Raw genomic sequence first — 16,550 nt, 5'->3', positions numbered from 1 at the left:
GTTCAGTGCCGGGCCCCCCGGCGCCACCACCGCCGCAGCGCCCGCAGAGCTTCCCCGCCGGCCTCCCCGCCGTCCGCCCGGGTCCGGGGCGTGCAGTGCACCGGCAGCAGGCTCAGCCCCCATCCCCCGGCCGCGACCAGCCCCTCCACGAACCCGGCCCGGCCCGGCTGGAGCAGCAGCCGGAGGACGGCCCAGCACCACACCCCGGCCAGGAGGATTCCCACCGCCCAGCCGAGCGGCCCCAGGGGCGGCGGGCGCCCGGGCTCGTCTCCCCGGACCATCGTGTGCTTCAGGCGTTCTCGGCCTGGAACATCCAGTGGTGCTTCTCGAGGTCGCCCGTCAGGCCGATGAGGATGTCCTGGCTGACGGGGTCCGGGCCGGCGGTCGCCCCGATGCGCTCGCGCATCCGCGTGATCACGGCGTCGAGCGCCTCGACCAGGGTCCGTACGGCGTCGGTGTCCTTGGTCCAGCCGCCGCCGACCGGGCCGATGCCGCTGGTCTTCGCGACCGTCCCGGCCCGCCCGTCCGGGGAGACGCCGAGCGCCGAGGCCCGCTCGGCCACGGTGTCCGCGTGGACGCGGGCGCTGGCCACGACCTCGTCGAGCTGGAGGTGGATGGAGCGGAAGCGCGGGCCGATCACGTTCCAGTGGACCTGCTTGGCCACGAGGGAGAGGTCGACGAGGTCCACGAGCGCGCCCTGGAGGGCGTCTCCGACGGTCTTGCGGTCCGGCTCGGACAGCGGGCTCTTCACCACAGACATCCGCGTTCCTCCTGCTCCACAGCCTGCTCCGGGGAAGGGCGCGAAGAATGACCGGATCGCTCCCGCTTTCTCCGCTCTCCTCACCATTGCACCAGGGCCCGGGGAAGCCCGCACAACGCGGAGATCCCGGTCAGATCATCCGACCGGGATCTTTCTGAGGAACGGTTGCCCTCGAAACGGTGGTGCTCCGGACCGTCTCAGGCCGGATCAGGCGGCGACCACATCCACGGCCTCCGCCGGGGCCTTGATGGTCACGCGCTCCCCCGGAACGCCCGTCACGGACGTCACGGACACCGAATTGAACATCGGCCGCATCGGCGCGGGTACCGGCTCGCTCGCCGCCGCCGACTGCGCCAGCTCGGCCAGCGACAGCTCGTCGCTCACCTCGCGCATGACCTCGGACATCCGAACGTCCAGAGCGTCGCAGATTGCGGAGAGAAGCTCGGAGGACGCCTCTTTCTGCCCGCGCTCGACCTCGGAGAGATATCCGAGCGAGACCCGGGCGGACGAGGAGACCTCGCGCAGAGTGCGGCCCTGGCGTTGGCGCTGCCGACGCAGCACGTCACCCAGCAGGCGACGGAGCAGAATCATCGGTGGCTCCCTCCTTGGACCGCGAATCCGGTTCCTTCACGCCCCACCGTACCGCCTCGGGGTGCGGCCGTGCGGGGAGCTATGTCGTGTTCACTCAGGGCTGCAAACATCAATTCCCCCCGTTGTGTTCCGTATCCTTTGCCCCCGCGTTCCCCGCCAGTTCGCGGACGAGCAGCGCGAGGACCGCCCGTACGCTCTCGGCCCGGATGCCCGCCCGGTCGCCGTCCAGGGACAGCTCCCGTACGACGGCGGTGCCGTCCGGTCCCTCGACGGCCACGAAGACCGTGCCGACGGCCTTGCCGTCCTGTGGCTCGGGCCCGGCCACCCCCGTGGTGGCGAGCCCCCAGTCCGCGCCCAGCACGGCCCGTACGCCGTGCGCCATCTGCCGTGCCACGTCCGCGTCGACGGCGCCGCGCTCGGCGAGCAACGGCCCGTCCACGCCCAGGACGTCGCGCTTGACCTCGGTGGCGTAGGCCGTGACCGAGCCCCGCACCGTGCGGGAGGCGCCCGGTACGGCGGTCAGCTCCGCGGCGACCAGCCCGCCCGTGAGCGACTCGGCGACGGCGAGGCTGTGGCCGCGCGCCTCCAGCGCCGCGAGCGCCTCGGCCGCCGGCCCGCCCCCCGGGCCGCTCACCGCCCGGACTCCCGCGCCCGCGCGGCCCGCCGCAGCCGGAACGCCTGCCCGATGTACTCGAGGCCGGTGGAGACGGTCAACACCACCGCGACCGCCATCACCCAGAAGCGCAAGGTCGCCAGCGGGCCGACCAGCGGCAGGATGTACATGCCCACGCCCACGCCCTGCGCGAGCGTCTTCAGCTTCCCGCCCCGGCTGGCCGGGATGACCCCGAGCCGGATGACCCAGAAGCGCATCAGCGTGATGCCGATCTCGCGGAAGAGGATCACGCCCGTCACCCACCACGGCAGGTCGTCCAGGGCGGAGAGACAGATCAGGGCGGCACCCATGATCGCCTTGTCGGCGATGGGATCCGCGATCTTGCCGAAGTCGGTGACCAGGTTGTACGTCCGCGCGAGATGACCGTCGAAGAGATCGGTGATCATGGCGATCGCGAACGCCGCCCAGGCGAAGGAGCGCCAGGCCTCGTCATAGCCGCCGTTGTGCATCATCAACAAGACGAATCCGGGCACCAGGAGCAGGCGCACCATGGTGAGGATATTGGCGATGTTCCACAACCCGGCCGGCCGGACGCCCTTCGCCGGGGCCGGACCTCCTGTGGCGGAGGCCGGGAGTCCGCTCATCTGCCCGCCTCCTCGGTACACCCGCCCTCGATCCCGAGCGGCTCGGCGACGAGGTCCACGCCCTCGCTCGCCACCACCTTCGCCGTGACCATCCGGCCCGGCTCCAGCAGGTGGTCCGTGCCGAGCAGCACCTGGCCGTCGGTCTCCGGCGCCTGGTGGGCCGCCCGGCCGATCACGCCGTCCTCGTCGTCCACGCGGTCGACGAGTACTTCGATCGTCTCACCGATGCGCTCCTCCGCGCGCTGCGCGGTCAGCTCCTCGGCCAGCCGGGAGATCCGCTCCAGGCGCTCCGCGACGATCTCGGGGGCGAGCTTGTTCTCGTACGTGGCGGCCTCGGTGCCGTCCTCGTCGGAGTACCCGAAGACGCCGATGGCGTCCAGTCGCGCCCCCACCAGGAAGCGCTCCAGCTCGGCCACGTCCTCCTCGGTCTCGCCGGGGAAGCCGACGATGAAGTTGGAACGGGCGCCCGCCTGCGGCGCCTTGCCGCGGATGGTGTCGAGCAGCTCCAGGAAGCGGTCGGTGTCGCCGAAGCGGCGCATCGCCCGCAGCACCTTGGGGGCCGAGTGCTGGAAGGAGAGGTCGAAGTAGGGGGCGACCTTCTCCGTCGAGGTCAGCACGTCGATCAGACCGGGCCGCATCTCGGCCGGCTGGAGGTAGCTGACCCGGATCCGCTCCAGGCCGTCCACGGCCGCCAGCTCCGGCAGCAGGGTTTCCAGCAGGCGGATGTCGCCGAGGTCCTTGCCGTAGGAGGTGTTGTTCTCGGAGACCAGCATGATCTCCTTCACCCCCTGCTCGGCCAGCCAGCGCGTCTCGCCCAGCACGTCGGAGGGGCGGCGCGAGATGAAGGAGCCGCGGAAGGAGGGGATGGCGCAGAAGGAGCAGCGCCGGTCGCAGCCGGAGGCGAGCTTCACGGAGGCGACGGGGTTGCTGTCCAGCCTGCGGCGCAGCGGGGCGCGCGGCCCGGAGGCCGGGGCGACGCCCTCGGGCAGGTCCTCCGGAGGGGTGTCCTGCGCGTGGCCGGGGAGGGCCACACCGGCCGCCTCCTGGCGCTCGGCGGGGCTGATCGGCAGCAGCTTGCGGCGGTCGCGCGGGGTGTGGGCGGCGTGGATGCCACCGGAGAGGATGGTCTGGAGCCGGTCGGAGATGTCGGCGTAGTCGTCGAAGCCGAGCACGCCGTCGGCCTCGGGGAGCGCCTCGGCGAGGTCCTTGCCGTAGCGCTCGGCCATGCAGCCGACGGCCACGACGGCCTGGGTGCGGCCGTGCTCCTTGAGGTCGTTGGCCTCCAGGAGGGCGTCGACGGAATCCTTCTTCGCGGCGTCGACGAAACCACAGGTGTTGACGACGGCCACATCGGCGTCGGCGGCGTCCTCGACGAGGTCCCAGCCATCCGCCGCCAAGCGGCCTGCCAGCTCCTCCGAGTCCACCTCGTTACGGGCGCAGCCAAGTGTGACAAGAGCGACGGTACGGCGTTCGGGCATAGGGCTCAGCCTACTTTGTCCCGGCGCCACATCCGCTGCCGAGTGGCCGACGGGCGCGGAGAGCCTGATCACCCACTGGCTCCTCGCGCCCGTCGCGGCGGCCTCTCCGGCGGGTTCCGCCGCAGGTCAGCCCGCCGAAGGGTCTCCCCGGGTGTAGCTCAGTCGCTGGACCTGGCCGTCGGAGCCCAGGTTCTTGACCTCTTTGCCGTTCACGAACAGTTGCACGGCTCCGGCGTTGCCCAGGACCAGGTCGATGCGCTTGTTGTCGGTGAAGGTCTTGGACGCGCCCCGGGCGAGGACGCCCTCCTCCAGGAGCTTGCCGTCGCCGTCCTTGGCGGACATCCAGGTCTGGCCGTTCTCGGCGGTGAGCTTGACGGTGACCTTGTTGGCCGGGGCGCCGGCGATGGCGCTGGCCGAGGCCTCCCCCTTGGGGCCGGTCTTGGGCTCGGCCTTGGGGTCGGTCTTCGCCTTGCCGGGGACGGCCTTGGCGCTGGACGCCGTGGACGGCTTGCCGGAGGCGGGGTCGGCGGAGACGGGGCCGCTCTTGGCCCCGCCGTTGAAGAGCGTGAAGCCCACGAAGCCGACGACCGCGACGATCGCCGCGACCATCGCCGCGGTCCAGTTGGGCCGCCGGGGTTCGGGGCGGATGCGCTCGGCGTCGAAGAGCGGGGCCGCCGGGGTCGGCGCGGGGCGCCCGCCGTGCTCGGCGTCGTACTGCGCGACGAGCGGCACGGGATCCAGGCCGACGGCGCGCGCGAGGGTGCGGATGTGCCCCCGCGCGTAGACGCGGCCGCCGCAGCGGGTGAAGTCGTCCTGTTCGATCGCATGGACGATCGGGACACGTACGCGGGTGGTGGAACTGACCTCGTCCACGGTCAGTCCGGCACTGATACGGGCTTGCTGAAGGATTCGTCCGACGGAGGGCCGGTCCTCCTGCCGGTCCTCCTCGGAGCCGGGGATCCGGTCGTCCTCTGAAGAGTTGCCGATGGACACGTGGGCGCCTTTCGAGCGTGCAGCCACCTGCTGGAGATTCAGTCTAGGGGGCATGCGAAACGGTCGGGCAAGCGGGAAGCCGGACTTTGTAGGCCATCAGAAGGCTCTGCGATCACGACGGTGGCACATCGCCCCTCCCCTCTCGCTCAACTCCACTCGAGCCCGAGAGAAACGGTTGACCAGGGACCTTTTCCAGCTGCCGCTGCCCGGCCGCTACGCCTGGTCCTCTCCTCGGATGATCGCGAGCACGCCGTCCAGCTCATCGGGCTTCACCAGCACGTCACGCGCCTTGGAGCCCTCGCTGGGGCCCACGATGCTGCGCGATTCCATCAGGTCCATCAGTCTGCCCGCCTTGGCGAATCCCACACGCAATTTCCGCTGGAGCATCGAGGTCGAGCCGAACTGGGTGGAGACGACCAGCTCGGCGGCCTGGCACAGCAGATCGAGGTCGTCGCCGATGTCCTCGTCGATCTCCTTCTTCCGCGCCGTGCCGACCGTGACGTCGTCGCGGAAGACCGGCGCCATCTGGTCCTTGCAGTGCTGGACGATCGCGGCGACCTCGCCCTCCGTGACGAAGGCGCCCTGCATCCGGATGGGCTTGTTGGCGCCCATGGGCAGGAAGAGGCCGTCGCCCTTGCCGATCAGCTTCTCGGCGCCCGGCTGGTCGAGGATGACGCGGCTGTCGGCGAGGGAGGAGGTGGCGAAGGCGAGCCGGGAGGGCACGTTCGCCTTGATGAGGCCGGTGACGACGTCGACGGAGGGCCGCTGGGTGGCCAGCACCAGATGGATGCCGGCGGCGCGCGCGAGCTGGGTGATCCGGACGATGGAGTCCTCGACGTCGCGCGGGGCCACCATCATCAGGTCCGCGAGCTCGTCGACGATCACCAGCAGATACGGGTACGGCGACAGCTCGCGCTCGCTGCCCTGCGGCGGGGTGACCTTCCCGGCGCGCACGGCGGCGTTGAAGTCGTCGATGTGCCGGAAGCCGTAGGCGGCCAGGTCGTCGTAGCGCAGGTCCATCTCGCGCACGACCCACTGGAGGGCCTCGGCGGCCCGCTTGGGGTTGGTGATGATCGGGGTGATCAGGTGCGGGATGCCCTCGTAGGCCGTCAGTTCGACGCGCTTGGGGTCGACCAGCACCATCCGGACGTCCTCGGGGGTGGCCCGGACCATGATCGAGGTGATCAGGCAGTTGATGCAGGACGACTTTCCGGAGCCGGTGGCGCCGGCGACCAGGATGTGCGGCATCTTCGCCAGGTTGGCCATCTCGTAGCCGCCCTCGACGTTCTTGCCCAGCGCGACGAGCATCGGGTGGTCGTCGCCGGCGGCGTCGGCCAGCCGCAGGACGTCCCCGAGGTTGACCATCTCGCGGTCGCTGTTGGGGATCTCGATGCCGACCGCGGACTTGCCGGGGATGGGGCTGATGATCCGCACATCGGGGCTGGCGACGGCGTAGGCGATGTTCTTGGTGAGCGCGGTGATCCGCTCGACCTTGACGGCCGGGCCCAGCTCGACCTCGTAGCGGGTGACCGTCGGGCCCCGGGTGAAGCCGGTGACGGCCGCGTCGACCTTGAACTCCGCGAAGACGTTGGTCAGCGAGGCCACTATGGCGTCGTTGGCGGCGCTGCGGGTCTTGCCCGGGCCGCCGCGCTCCAGCAGGCCGAGCGAGGGCAGCGCGTAGGTGATGTCACCGGCGAGCTGGAGCTGCTCGGCACGCGCGGGCAGACCGCCGGGCACGGGCTCGGGCGCGGGCTTGGTCAGGTCGGGGACGCTGGCCGGTACGGGCGGGCGGCTCGCGGCGGCGTCGGCGGCCTCGTCCGCGGTGGGCTTCCGCCGCCCCGCGACGCGTCCGCCGCCGGCCCGTCCGCCGTCGGTGGCAGCGCCGGAGACGGCGCTGCTGAGGTCGGCGACGAGCGGGGTCGGCGGAACGCCGTGGAGCACGGCCCCGTCCAGGGAGGCGGCGGCCGCCGCGGCGAGGTCCACGGCGTCCGGCTCCCGGTCCCCCGGGGGTGCCACGGCGGCGCGGCGCGGCTTGCGGCGCCGCTCGAGCGCCTCCTCCTCGGCCTCTTCAGGGCCGGTGGGCGCGGCGGTGCGGCGGGGGCGCCGGGCGGGCGCGGCGCGCCACTCGTCGTCGTAGTCGTCGTGGTCCGGGTATCCGGCGACGGCCTCGTGCCCGTACTCCCCGGGGTGCGGCTCGATGACCCCGAGCCGTATGCCGAGCTCCCTCAGCCGGCGCGGGATGGCGTTGACGGGGGTGGCCGTGACCACGAGCAGCCCGAAGACGGTGAGCAGCGCCAGCAGCGGTACGGCGAGCATCTCGCCGACCGTGAAGAGCAGGGGCTTGGAGGCGACCCAGCCGATCATGCCGCCGGCGTCCCGCACGGCCTGCCAGCCGGAGCCCCGGCCGGGTGAGCCGCAGGCCACGTGGACCTGCCCGAGGACGCCGAGGACCAGCGCCGTCAGGCCGATGACGATCCGTCCGTTGGCCTCGGGGCGCTCGGGGTGGCGGAAGAGCCGGAGCGCTATGACGGCCAGGAGTATCGGTACGACGAGGTCCAGGCGGCCGAAGGCGCCCGTGACGAACAGCCGGATGAGGTCGCCCACGGGTCCGTCGAGGCTGGACCAGGTGCCGACGGCGACGACGAGGGCGAGGCCGAGGAGGAGCAGCGCGAGCCCGTCCTTGCGGTGGGCGGGGTCGAGCCCCCTGGCGCCCCGGCCGACGCCGCGGAAGACGGTGCCGGCGCCGCGCGCGAGTCCGCGCCCGGCCTTGCGGGCACCGCCCGGCGGGCGCTTGGCGGCGGCCTTCTTGGCCGGCGCCTTGCGCGCGGGCGGCCGGCTCGCGGGCCGGGCCGGGGACTTCTTCGCGGCGGTCTTCTTGGCGGGAGCCCCGGCGCGCCCGGCGCGCTGCTTGGAGGTGCCCGCCGTGCTCTGGGAACCCTTGCCGGACGTACGTGAGGCCATGGTGCCGAGGTTACCGGTGTCGGCCGCGCGGTACACGTGCGACCGGGCGTTCACCCGTTCGTGTCGACGGGCCGTAGTGACGGGGGTGACACAGCGTCAAACCCCGGTCGCCGCCGTGCCGGAGCGACCGGGCGGCGCGCTCGGCGCGGTCAGCTCTGCGAGGGCACCGGGCTGGCGCCGCTGCCGGCTCCGGGCTCCAGCGCGTCCAGGGCGCGCCGCAGTCCGGTGAGCTTGCGCTCCAGATGGGCGGCGGTGGCGACGGCGGCGGCGTCGGCGGACTCGTCCAGCTGTTTGGAGAGCGCCTCGGCCTGCTCCTCGACGGCGGCGAGCCGCGCGGAGAGCTCGGCGAGCAGCCCGGCGGGCTCCTGGGGTTCGAGCACCCCGACACGGCCGGAGTGGCCGCCGTTCTCCAGCTGGAGGCGCAACAGGCTGGCCTGCTCGCGCAGCTGGCAGTTCTTCATGTACAGCTCGACGAAGACCGAGACCTTGGCGCGCAGCACCCAGGGGTCGAAGGGCTTGGAGATGTAGTCGACCGCGCCCGCCGCGTAGCCCCGGAAGGTGTGGTGGGGGCCGTGGTTGATGGCGGTGAGGAAGATGATCGGGATGTCCCGGGTCCGCTCCCGCCGCTTGATGTGCGCCGCGGTCTCGAAGCCGTCCATGCCGGGCATCTGCACGTCCAGCAGGATGACCGCGAAGTCGTCCGTCAGCAGCGCCTTGAGCGCTTCCTCCCCTGACGATGCCCGTACCAGCGTCTGATCGAGCGCGGAGAGAATGGCCTCCAGCGCCAGCAGATTCTCCGGCCGGTCATCGACCAGGAGGATCTTGGCCTTCTGCACCATGCCCCGTCCTCCTCGTCCCGGCTTGGGGTCTCCCCGGCTCGCGGAGCCGGGGGAAGCACCGGGCGCCGCCCCGGGGGACGACTCCCTTGCGCCGCCCGTCCTTGTGCCGGTCATGGTAGCCGCACCCCGCCCGTCGCCACACCCTGTCACCGCGATGTCACTGTGCACGTAGCAGAAACGCGGTGGGGGACCAGAAGGTTCCCCGAATACCGCGCTCCCACACGCCTTCGGCCACACTGAGTCAGCAAATTGTCAAATAGTGAACGAGATTCCGTCACTCTGCGCGCATCCACTGCTCCATCACCGTGAGAAGATGGTCAGTATCTACAGGTTTCGTGACATAGTCGGACGCTCCGGCGTCGATGCTCTTCTCCCGGTCGCCCTTCATCGCCTTCGCCGTCAGCGCGATGATGGGCAGCCCCGCGAACTGCGGCATCCTGCGGATCGCCGTCGTCGTCGCGTAGCCGTCCATCTCCGGCATCATGATGTCCATCAGGACCACCACGACGTCGTCGTGCTGCTCCAGCACCTCGATCCCCTCGCGGCCGTTCTCCGCGTAGAGCACCGACAGCCCGTGCTGCTCCAGCACGCTGGTGAGGGCGAACACATTGCGGATGTCGTCGTCGACGATCAGCACCTTCTCGCCGTTGAACCCGCCGCTGAAACCGCCTCCGTAGCCGGTGTTCGCGTCGGCGCCGAAGCCGCCGTGCGTCGACTCGCCCCCGAAGGCGACCGGCAGCGACCGGTCCGCCGAGGACTCCGGGGACGGCGCGCCGGGCAGCCGCGCGCCCGGCACCGCCCCGTCGCCCTGCCCGTCCCAGGCCGGGGCGGACGCCCGCCCGGCGGCCTGGGCGGCCCGGCGGCGGCGCAGGAAGAGCCCCGCGGCCTGACGGGCGGGGGAGGCGTCGCCCTCCGCCGCGCCGTGCCCGGACCCGGGCATCTCCTGCCCGGCGACGACGCCCTCCCCACCCGGCTGCGGATAGCCCTGGGGCGGCAGCTCACCGGGGTTGAGCGGCAGATAGAGAGTGAAGGTCGAGCCCCGGCCGGGCTCGCTCGCCGCGTCGATCTCACCGCCGAGCAGCCGGGCGATCTCCCGGCTGATGGACAGGCCCAGGCCCGTACCGCCGTACTTGCGGCTCGTCGTGCCGTCGGCCTGCTTGAACGCCTCGAAGATGACGCGCATCTTGCTCTGCGCGATGCCGATGCCGGTGTCGGTGACCGAGAAGGCGATCATCTCCCCGTCGGCGTCCCGCAGCGAACCGGCCTCCAGCAGCTGCTCCCGGATGCTGTCCGGGACCTCCGCGCCGGCCGGGCGGATCACCAGCTCGACGGCGCCGGTGTCCGTGAACTTCACCGCGTTCGACAGCAGGTTGCGCAGCACCTGGAGCAGCCGCTGCTCGTCGGTGTGGAGCGTGGTCGGCAGCTCCGGCGAGACCCTTACGGAGAAGTCCAGGCCCTTCTCCGCCGTCAGCGGCCGGAAGGTCGCCTCCACGTAGTCGACGAGCTGGACGAGCGCGATCCGGGTCGGGCTGACGTCCATCTTGCCCGCCTCGACCTTCGACAGGTCCAGGATGTCGTTGATCAGCTGGAGCAGGTCCGAGCCCGCCCCGTGGATGGTGTCGGCGAACTCGACCTGCTTCGGCGAGAGGTTGCCCTCGGCGTTGTCGGCGAGCAGCTTGGCCAGGATCAGCAGCGAGTTGAGCGGCGTGCGCAGCTCGTGCGACATGTTGGCCAGGAACTCCGACTTGTAGCGCATGGAGACCGCGAGCTGCTCGGCCCGCTCCTCCAGCACCTGCCGGGCCTCCTCGATCTCGGTGTTCTTCACCTCGATGTCGCGGTTCTGCCGCGCCAGGCGCTCGGACTTCTCCTCCAGCTCGGCGTTGGAGATCTCCAGCGCCTTCTGCCGGTTCTCCAGCTCCGCCGACCGCTCGCGCAGCTGCTCGGTGAGCTCCTGCGACTGCTTGAGCAGCACCTCGGTCTTGGTGTTGACGCTGATGGTGTTGACGCTGGTGCCGATCATCTCGGCGATCTGGCTGAGGAAGTCCTTCTGGATCTGCGCGAACGGCTGGAAGGACGCCAGCTCGATCACGCCGAGGACCTGCCCCTCGAAGAGCACCGGCAGCACGATCACATGGGCCGGCGGCGCCTCGCCCAGCCCGGAGGCGATCTTCAGATAGCCCGGCGGCACGTTCTCCACGAGGATCGTGCGCTTCTCCTTGGCCGCCGTGCCGATCAGCGACTCGCCCGGCAGGAAGGACGTGGGCATCGACCCCATCGAGTAGCCGTACGAACCCAGCATCCGCAGCTCGTAGGCGTCCGGGCCGCTCTCCCCCTCGTGGGGGTCGGCCGGCATCGCCAGGAAGAACGCGCCGTGCTGCGCGGAGACCACCGGGGTCAGCTCGCTCATGATGAGCCCGGCGACGTCCTCCAGGTCGCGACGGCCCTGCATCAGGCCGGAGATCCGGGCGAGGTTGCCCTTGAGCCAGTCCTGCTCCTTGTTGGCCAGGGTGGTCTCGCGCAGGTTGGCGATCATCGTGTTGATGTTGTCCTGGAGCTCCAGGATCTCGCCGGCCGCGTCGACGTCGATCTTGAGGTTGAGATCGCCCCGGGTCACCGCGGTGGCGACCTCGGCGATCGCCCGCACCTGACGGGTGAGGTTCCCGGCCATCTCGTTGACGGACTCGGTCAGGTCGCGCCAGGTGCCGTCCACGTCCCGCACCCGCGCCTGGCCGCCCAGCTGGCCCTCCGTACCCACCTCACGGGCCACCCGGGTCACCTGGTCGGCGAAGGACGACAGCTGGTCCACCATCGTGTTGATGGTCGTCTTCAGCTGGAGGATCTCACCGCGCGCGTCGATGTCGATCTTCTTGGTGAGATCGCCCTGCGCGATCGCGGTGGTCACCATCGCGATGTTGCGGACCTGGCCCGTCAGATTCGACGCCATCGAGTTCACCGACTCGGTGAGGTCCTTCCAGGTGCCGCTCACACCCGGGACGCGCGCCTGGCCGCCGAGGATGCCGTCGGTGCCCACCTCGCGCGCCACGCGCGTGACCTCGTCCGCGAACGACGACAGCGTCGTCACCATGGTGTTGACCGTGTCGGCCAGCTGCGCCACCTCGCCACGCGCCTCGACGGTGATCTTCTTGGTCAGGTCGCCGTTGGCGACCGCGCCCGCGACCTGCGAGATGTTGCGCACCTGGATGGTCAGGTTGTTGGCCATCAGGTTGACGTTGTCGGTGAGGTCCTTCCAGATGCCGGTGACGTCCCGCACCCGGGCCTGACCGCCCAGCTGACCCTCCGTACCCACCTCGCGGGCCACGCGCGTGACCTGCTCGGCGAAGTCCGACAGCTGGTCGACCATGGTGTTCACCGTGGTGACGAGCTCGAGGATCTCGCCCTTGGCGTCGACCGTGATCTTCTTCGACAGGTCGCCCTTGGCGACCGCCGTGGTCACCTCGGCGATGTTGCGCACCTGGGACGTCAGGTTGTTGGCCATGAAGTTGACCGACTGCGTGAGGTCCTTCCAGGTGCCCGAGACGCCCTGCACCTCCGCCTGGCCGCCCAGGATGCCCTCGGTGCCCACCTCACGGGCCACCCTCGTCACCTGCTCGGCGAACGAGGACAGCTGGTCCACCATCGTGTTGAGGGTGTTCTTCAGCTCCAGGATCTCGCCCCGGGCGTCCACGTCGATCTTCTGCGACAGATCGCCGCGCGCCACCGCCGTCGCGACCTGCGCGATATTGCGGACCTGCGCGGTCAGGTTCTCCGCCATGCCGTTCACCGAGTCGGTGAGGTCACGCCAGACGCCTGCCACACCCGGCACCTGCGCCTGACCGCCGAGCCGGCCGTCCGTACCCACCTCGCGGGCCACCCGGGTCACCTGCTCGGCGAAGGCCGAGAGCTGGTCGACCATGGTGTTGATGGTGTTCTTCAGCTCCAGGATCTCGCCGCGCGCGTCGACGTCGACCTTCTGCGACAGATCGCCGCGCGCCACCGCCGTCGTCACCTGGGCGATCTGCCTCACCTGCGAGGTGAGGTTGCCCGCCATGAAGTTGACGGAGTCGGTCAGCTCCTTCCAGGTGCCGCTGACGCCCGGCACCCGCGCCTGACCGCCCAGCCGGCCCTCCGTGCCCACGTCCCGCGCCATCCGCGTCACCTGCTCGGCGAACGACGACAGCTGGTCCACCATGCCGTTGACGGTGTTCTTCAGCTGGAGCATCTCGCCGGACACGTCCACGGTGACCTTCTGCGACAGGTCACCGTTCGCCACCGCCGTCGTCACCTGGGCGATGTTGCGCACCTGCCCGGTGAGGTTGCGGAAGGCCGTGTTCACCGAATCGGTGAGGTCCTTCCACGTACCCGCAGCACCCGGCACCGCCGCCTGACCGCCGAGCTCGCCCTCGACACCGATCTCCCGCGCCACCCGCGTCACCTCGGCGCCGAAGGACTGGAGCTGGTCGACCATCCCGTTGACGGTGTTCTTCAGCTCCAGCATCTCGCCGGAGACGTCCACGGTGACCTTCTGGCCCAGATCGCCGTTCGCCACCGCCGTGGTCACCTGAGCGATGTCCCGGACCTGCCCGGTGAGGTTGCGGAACGCGGTGTTCACCGAATCGGTGAGGTCCTTCCACGTACCCGCCGCGCCCGGCACCTGCGCCTGACCACCCAGCCGGCCCTCGGCACCGACCTCGTTGGCCACCCGCGTCACCTCGTCGGCGAAGGTGCGCAGCGTCTCCGTCATCTGGTTGATCGTCTCGGCCAGCTGCGCGATCTCGCCGCGCGCGCTCACCGTGACCTTCTGCGAGAGGTCGCCGTTCGCGACCGCCGTCGTCACCTGCGCGATCCCGCGCACCTGGGCCGTCAGATTGCCGGCCATCAGATTGACCGAGTCCGTGAGGTCCTTCCAGACGCCCGCGACACCCGGCACCTGCGCCTGGCCACCCAGCTCGCCCTCGGTGCCCACCTCACGGGCCACCCGCGTGACCTCGGAGGCGAAGGACGACAGCTGGTCCACCATCGTGTTGACCGTGTTCTTCAGCTCCAGCATCTCCCCGGCCACGTGCACCGTGACCTTCCGGGAGAGATCGCCCTTCGCGACCGCCGTCGTCACGAGAGCGATATCACGCACCTGGGCGGTCAGCCGGGACGCCATCGTGTTGACGGAGTCCGTCAGGTCCTTCCACGAACCCGACATACCGCGCACCCGGGCCTGCCCGCCGAGCTTGCCCTCGGTGCCGACCTCGCTCGCCACGCGCGTCACCTCGTCGGTGAACGCCGACAACTGGTCGACCAGCCCGTTGACCGTACGCCCGACCTTCAGGAACTCGCCGCGCAACGGGTGCGCGGAACCGTCCGCTCCCTGGGAGCGCAGGTCCATCCGCTGTTCCAGATCGCCCTCGGCCACCGCCGACAGCACCCGGCCCACCTCGGACACCGGTCGCGCCAGATCGTCCACCAGGGCGTTGCAGGCGTCGATCGCCGCCGCCCAGGACCCCTCGCAGGCGCCGAGCTCCAGGCGCTCCGTGAGTTTCCCCTCACGGCCGACGACGCGCCGCACCCGGTTCAGCTCGCCCGTGAGCTGGAGATTACGGTCCGCGACCTCGTTGAAGACGGCGGCGACCTCGGACATCACCCCGTCCCCGGGGACCGTCAGCCGCTTGCGGAAGTTCCCGTCCCGCATCGCCTCCAGGGCCGACAGCAGCCGGTGCAGCGCGGCGGCGTCCACCTCGATCGTCCCGTTGGGCCGGGCCCGTCCGCCCTTCGCGCGCGTGCTACCGCCCCGCGCCGTCGCGCCAGACTCCACCGTCGTCCCTCCCGCAGGTTCGATCATCCTCGTCGGGCTTCCGCTTCGAGCTTTCCCAGTGTTTCACCCCGGCCCAACCAGGCCATAACAGTCGGCAGCATCGCACACGGTCCACCGGCACCCCCAAGTGTGGAATCCCTGTGCACCGGCATCCGCGCACACGGCGAAGGTAAGTAACCTGGCATCCGGCCGGGCAAGGAGGGGCGCTGCACATGGGTGAGCAGATCGCCGAAACATTGATGAGGAGACCTGTGATCACCGCGCGGGCTGCCGCCACCTTCGAGCCGGTCGGACGCTCGGTAGCGGCCGCACGGGCCTTCGTCCGGGACACCCTCCAGGGCTGGGGCTTCCTCGACGTCATCGACGACGCCGTCGTCCTCACCAGCGAGCTGGTCACCAACGCCGTCGTCCACGCGGGCACCGCCGCCGAAGTGCTGTGCGTCCGTACGAGCGCGGGCGTGCGCGTCGAGGTCGCCGACCGCTACCCCGAGCGCGAGCTGCCCCTGCAGAGCCCCGGCAGGACCTTCGGCGGCCTCGACCGCGAGGGCGGCCGCGGACTGCTGCTGTGCGCCTCCCTGGCCGCCCGCTGGGGTGTCGAGTACAGCGCCACCCACAAGACCGTCTGGTTCCGCCTCGACCTGCCCGACCGCCCGGCCGGCACCCGCTCCGCGGGCCCCGCCCTCCCCGCCGAGGCCCTGCCCGTCGCCGACGCCCGCGTCCGCGTCGCCGTCATCCAGATCGACCACCAGGGCGCCGTCAGCGCCTGGAACGACGACGCGCACGAGCTCTTCGGCTTCACCCCCAAGCAGGTCATCGGCAAGCCCCTCACCGACCTCGCCGCCTGGCCGCACACCCCCGGCACCTCCACCGGCATCGAGGAGGCCCTGCGCCTCTCCCGCTGGGAGGGCTCCTACGGCATAAGGGGCGCCGACGGCCGCATCGTCCCCGTCTACGCCTCCCACCTCCGCGTCCGCGACAACGCCGGCGCCCCCTCCACCGTCTGCCTGCTCGTCCGCGACGAGGAGCGCGCCGTCCTCCAGACCCCGTCGCGCTCCGGCGCCGCCGACGCGGCCACCACCGAGCGCGGCGCCGTCACCGACCCGTTCGAGGTCTTCATCGGCTCCCCCGCCCCCGACGACCTCGACGGCCTCCTCCAGCGCACCGTCGAGCGCGCCCGCGACATGCTCGACGGCGACTCCGCCTATCTCCTGCTGGCCACCGACGACGAGACCGAACTGGAGGTCCGCGCCTCCACCGGCCTGCCCTCCACCCGCCAGCGCTTCGCCCGCGTCCCCGTCGAGGCCGGCACCGGACGCTACGGCTCCGCCCGGATGCCCGCCGTCCACGACGACCTCACCGTCGTCCCCGGCGCCGTCCCCCTCCTCGCCGACACCGGCATGCGCTCCGTCGTCACCGTGCCCCTCAAGGTCGAGGGCCGCCTCACCGGCTCCCTCGGCGTCGCCGCCGAGTCCCCGCGCCGCTACGGCAACGAGGAGGCGCTGCGCCTCCAGTTCGCCGCCGACCGCATCGCCCTCGCCGTGGAGTCGGCCCGCCTCGGCGAGCTGGAGCGGCTGCGCCGCGGCTCGCTCTCCTTCCTCGTCGAGGCCTCCGACCTCCTCGCCGGCACCCTCGACCGCGACCAGACCCTGGCCCTGATGGCCCAGATGACCGTCCCCACCCTGGCCACCTGGTGCGCCGTCTACACGATCGCCGACCAGAGCTCGGACCCCGAGCTCTCCTACGTCCTCCACGAGGACGAGGACCGCATCGACGGCCTCAAGGCCCTGCTGTCCAAAATCGCGCCGCCGGACCCCGTCCCCACCCCCGGCGCCCGCGTCTGGGCGGCCCCCACCGAGGCCGCCCAGACG

General features: G+C 71.3%; 11 protein-coding genes. 1 reads left to right on the top strand and 10 read right to left on the bottom strand.

What is annotated here, in order from left to right; translation table 11 throughout:
* Window positions 1–2: 2 nt before the first annotated feature.
* The 10 genes from K6I33_RS17990 to K6I33_RS17945 all read right to left on the bottom strand — a co-directional run bounded on the left by K6I33_RS17990 (window position 3) and on the right by K6I33_RS17945 (window position 14,682).
* The gene (locus tag K6I33_RS17990; protein WP_229353412.1) at window positions 3–281 is read right to left on the bottom strand and encodes a hypothetical protein; all 279 of its coding nucleotides are present in this window, start codon (window positions 279–281) and stop codon (window positions 3–5) included.
* Between the two features lie 8 nt (window positions 282–289).
* Entirely contained in the window at window positions 290–760 is a 471-nt protein-coding gene (locus K6I33_RS17985; protein WP_229353410.1) for a Dps family protein, read from the bottom strand.
* A gap of 207 nt (window positions 761–967) precedes the next feature.
* Entirely contained in the window at window positions 968–1,351 is a 384-nt protein-coding gene (locus K6I33_RS17980; RefSeq protein ID WP_086566431.1) for a helix-turn-helix domain-containing protein, read from the bottom strand.
* Between the two features lie 109 nt (window positions 1,352–1,460).
* Entirely contained in the window at window positions 1,461–1,985 is a 525-nt protein-coding gene (locus K6I33_RS17975; protein ID WP_229353408.1) for a CinA family protein, read from the bottom strand.
* The gene (gene pgsA, locus K6I33_RS17970) at window positions 1,982–2,608 is read right to left on the bottom strand and encodes a CDP-diacylglycerol--glycerol-3-phosphate 3-phosphatidyltransferase (RefSeq protein WP_229353406.1); all 627 of its coding nucleotides are present in this window, start codon (window positions 2,606–2,608) and stop codon (window positions 1,982–1,984) included. The genes K6I33_RS17975 and pgsA overlap by 4 nt, the downstream gene beginning before the upstream one ends.
* Window positions 2,605–4,086 carry a 30S ribosomal protein S12 methylthiotransferase RimO gene (rimO, locus tag K6I33_RS17965; RefSeq protein WP_229353404.1) on the bottom strand — a complete coding sequence of 494 codons (1,482 nt, stop codon included), beginning with the start codon at window positions 4,084–4,086 and terminating at the stop codon, window positions 2,605–2,607. Before rimO ends, pgsA begins: the two co-directional genes overlap by 4 nt.
* Before the next feature lie 126 nt (window positions 4,087–4,212).
* The gene (locus tag K6I33_RS17960; protein ID WP_374284995.1) at window positions 4,213–5,079 is read right to left on the bottom strand and encodes a helix-turn-helix domain-containing protein; all 867 of its coding nucleotides are present in this window, start codon (window positions 5,077–5,079) and stop codon (window positions 4,213–4,215) included.
* Window positions 5,080–5,292: 213 nt separating this feature from the next.
* Window positions 5,293–8,040, bottom strand: coding sequence for a DNA translocase FtsK (locus K6I33_RS17955; protein WP_229353395.1), 2,748 nt, complete (start codon window positions 8,038–8,040; stop codon window positions 5,293–5,295).
* 149 nt (window positions 8,041–8,189) lie between these two features.
* Window positions 8,190–8,879 carry a two-component system response regulator gene (locus K6I33_RS17950; RefSeq protein ID WP_229353392.1) on the bottom strand — a complete coding sequence of 230 codons (690 nt, stop codon included), beginning with the start codon at window positions 8,877–8,879 and terminating at the stop codon, window positions 8,190–8,192.
* A 274-nt stretch (window positions 8,880–9,153) separates the two neighbouring features.
* A complete protein-coding gene (locus K6I33_RS17945; protein WP_229353388.1) occupies window positions 9,154–14,682 on the bottom strand; it encodes a HAMP domain-containing protein in 5,529 nt (1,842 codons plus the stop codon).
* A 212-nt stretch (window positions 14,683–14,894) separates the two neighbouring features.
* On the opposite strand from K6I33_RS17945, the gene K6I33_RS17940 reads away from it, so the two are divergent.
* Window positions 14,895–16,550, top strand: a 1,656-nt coding sequence (locus K6I33_RS17940) for a GAF domain-containing protein (RefSeq protein ID WP_229353384.1), incomplete at its 3' end; no start/stop codon positions are given.

The organism is Streptomyces sp. UNOB3_S3 (genome assembly GCF_020740895.1).
In the GTDB taxonomy this organism is placed as follows: Bacteria; Actinomycetota; Actinomycetes; order Streptomycetales; family Streptomycetaceae; genus Streptomyces.
The sequence above is the reverse complement of the archived record's forward strand: the minus strand, read 5'-3'. Positions and strand labels throughout refer to the sequence as shown.

What these genes read in the sequence shown, in the direction of transcription:
- K6I33_RS17990 (WP_229353412.1), bottom strand. Translation starts at nt 281, where the DNA reads ATGGTCCGGGGAGACGAGCCCGGGCGCCCGCCGCCCCTGGGGCCGCTC.
- K6I33_RS17985 (WP_229353410.1), bottom strand. Translation starts at nt 760, where the DNA reads ATGTCTGTGGTGAAGAGCCCGCTGTCCGAGCCGGACCGCAAGACCGTC.
- K6I33_RS17980 (WP_086566431.1), bottom strand. Translation starts at nt 1,351, where the DNA reads ATGATTCTGCTCCGTCGCCTGCTGGGTGACGTGCTGCGTCGGCAGCGC.
- pgsA (WP_229353406.1), bottom strand. Translation starts at nt 2,608, where the DNA reads ATGAGCGGACTCCCGGCCTCCGCCACAGGAGGTCCGGCCCCGGCGAAG.
- rimO (WP_229353404.1), bottom strand. Translation starts at nt 4,086, where the DNA reads ATGCCCGAACGCCGTACCGTCGCTCTTGTCACACTTGGCTGCGCCCGT.
- K6I33_RS17955 (WP_229353395.1), bottom strand. Translation starts at nt 8,040, where the DNA reads ATGGCCTCACGTACGTCCGGCAAGGGTTCCCAGAGCACGGCGGGCACC.
- K6I33_RS17950 (WP_229353392.1), bottom strand. Translation starts at nt 8,879, where the DNA reads ATGGTGCAGAAGGCCAAGATCCTCCTGGTCGATGACCGGCCGGAGAAT.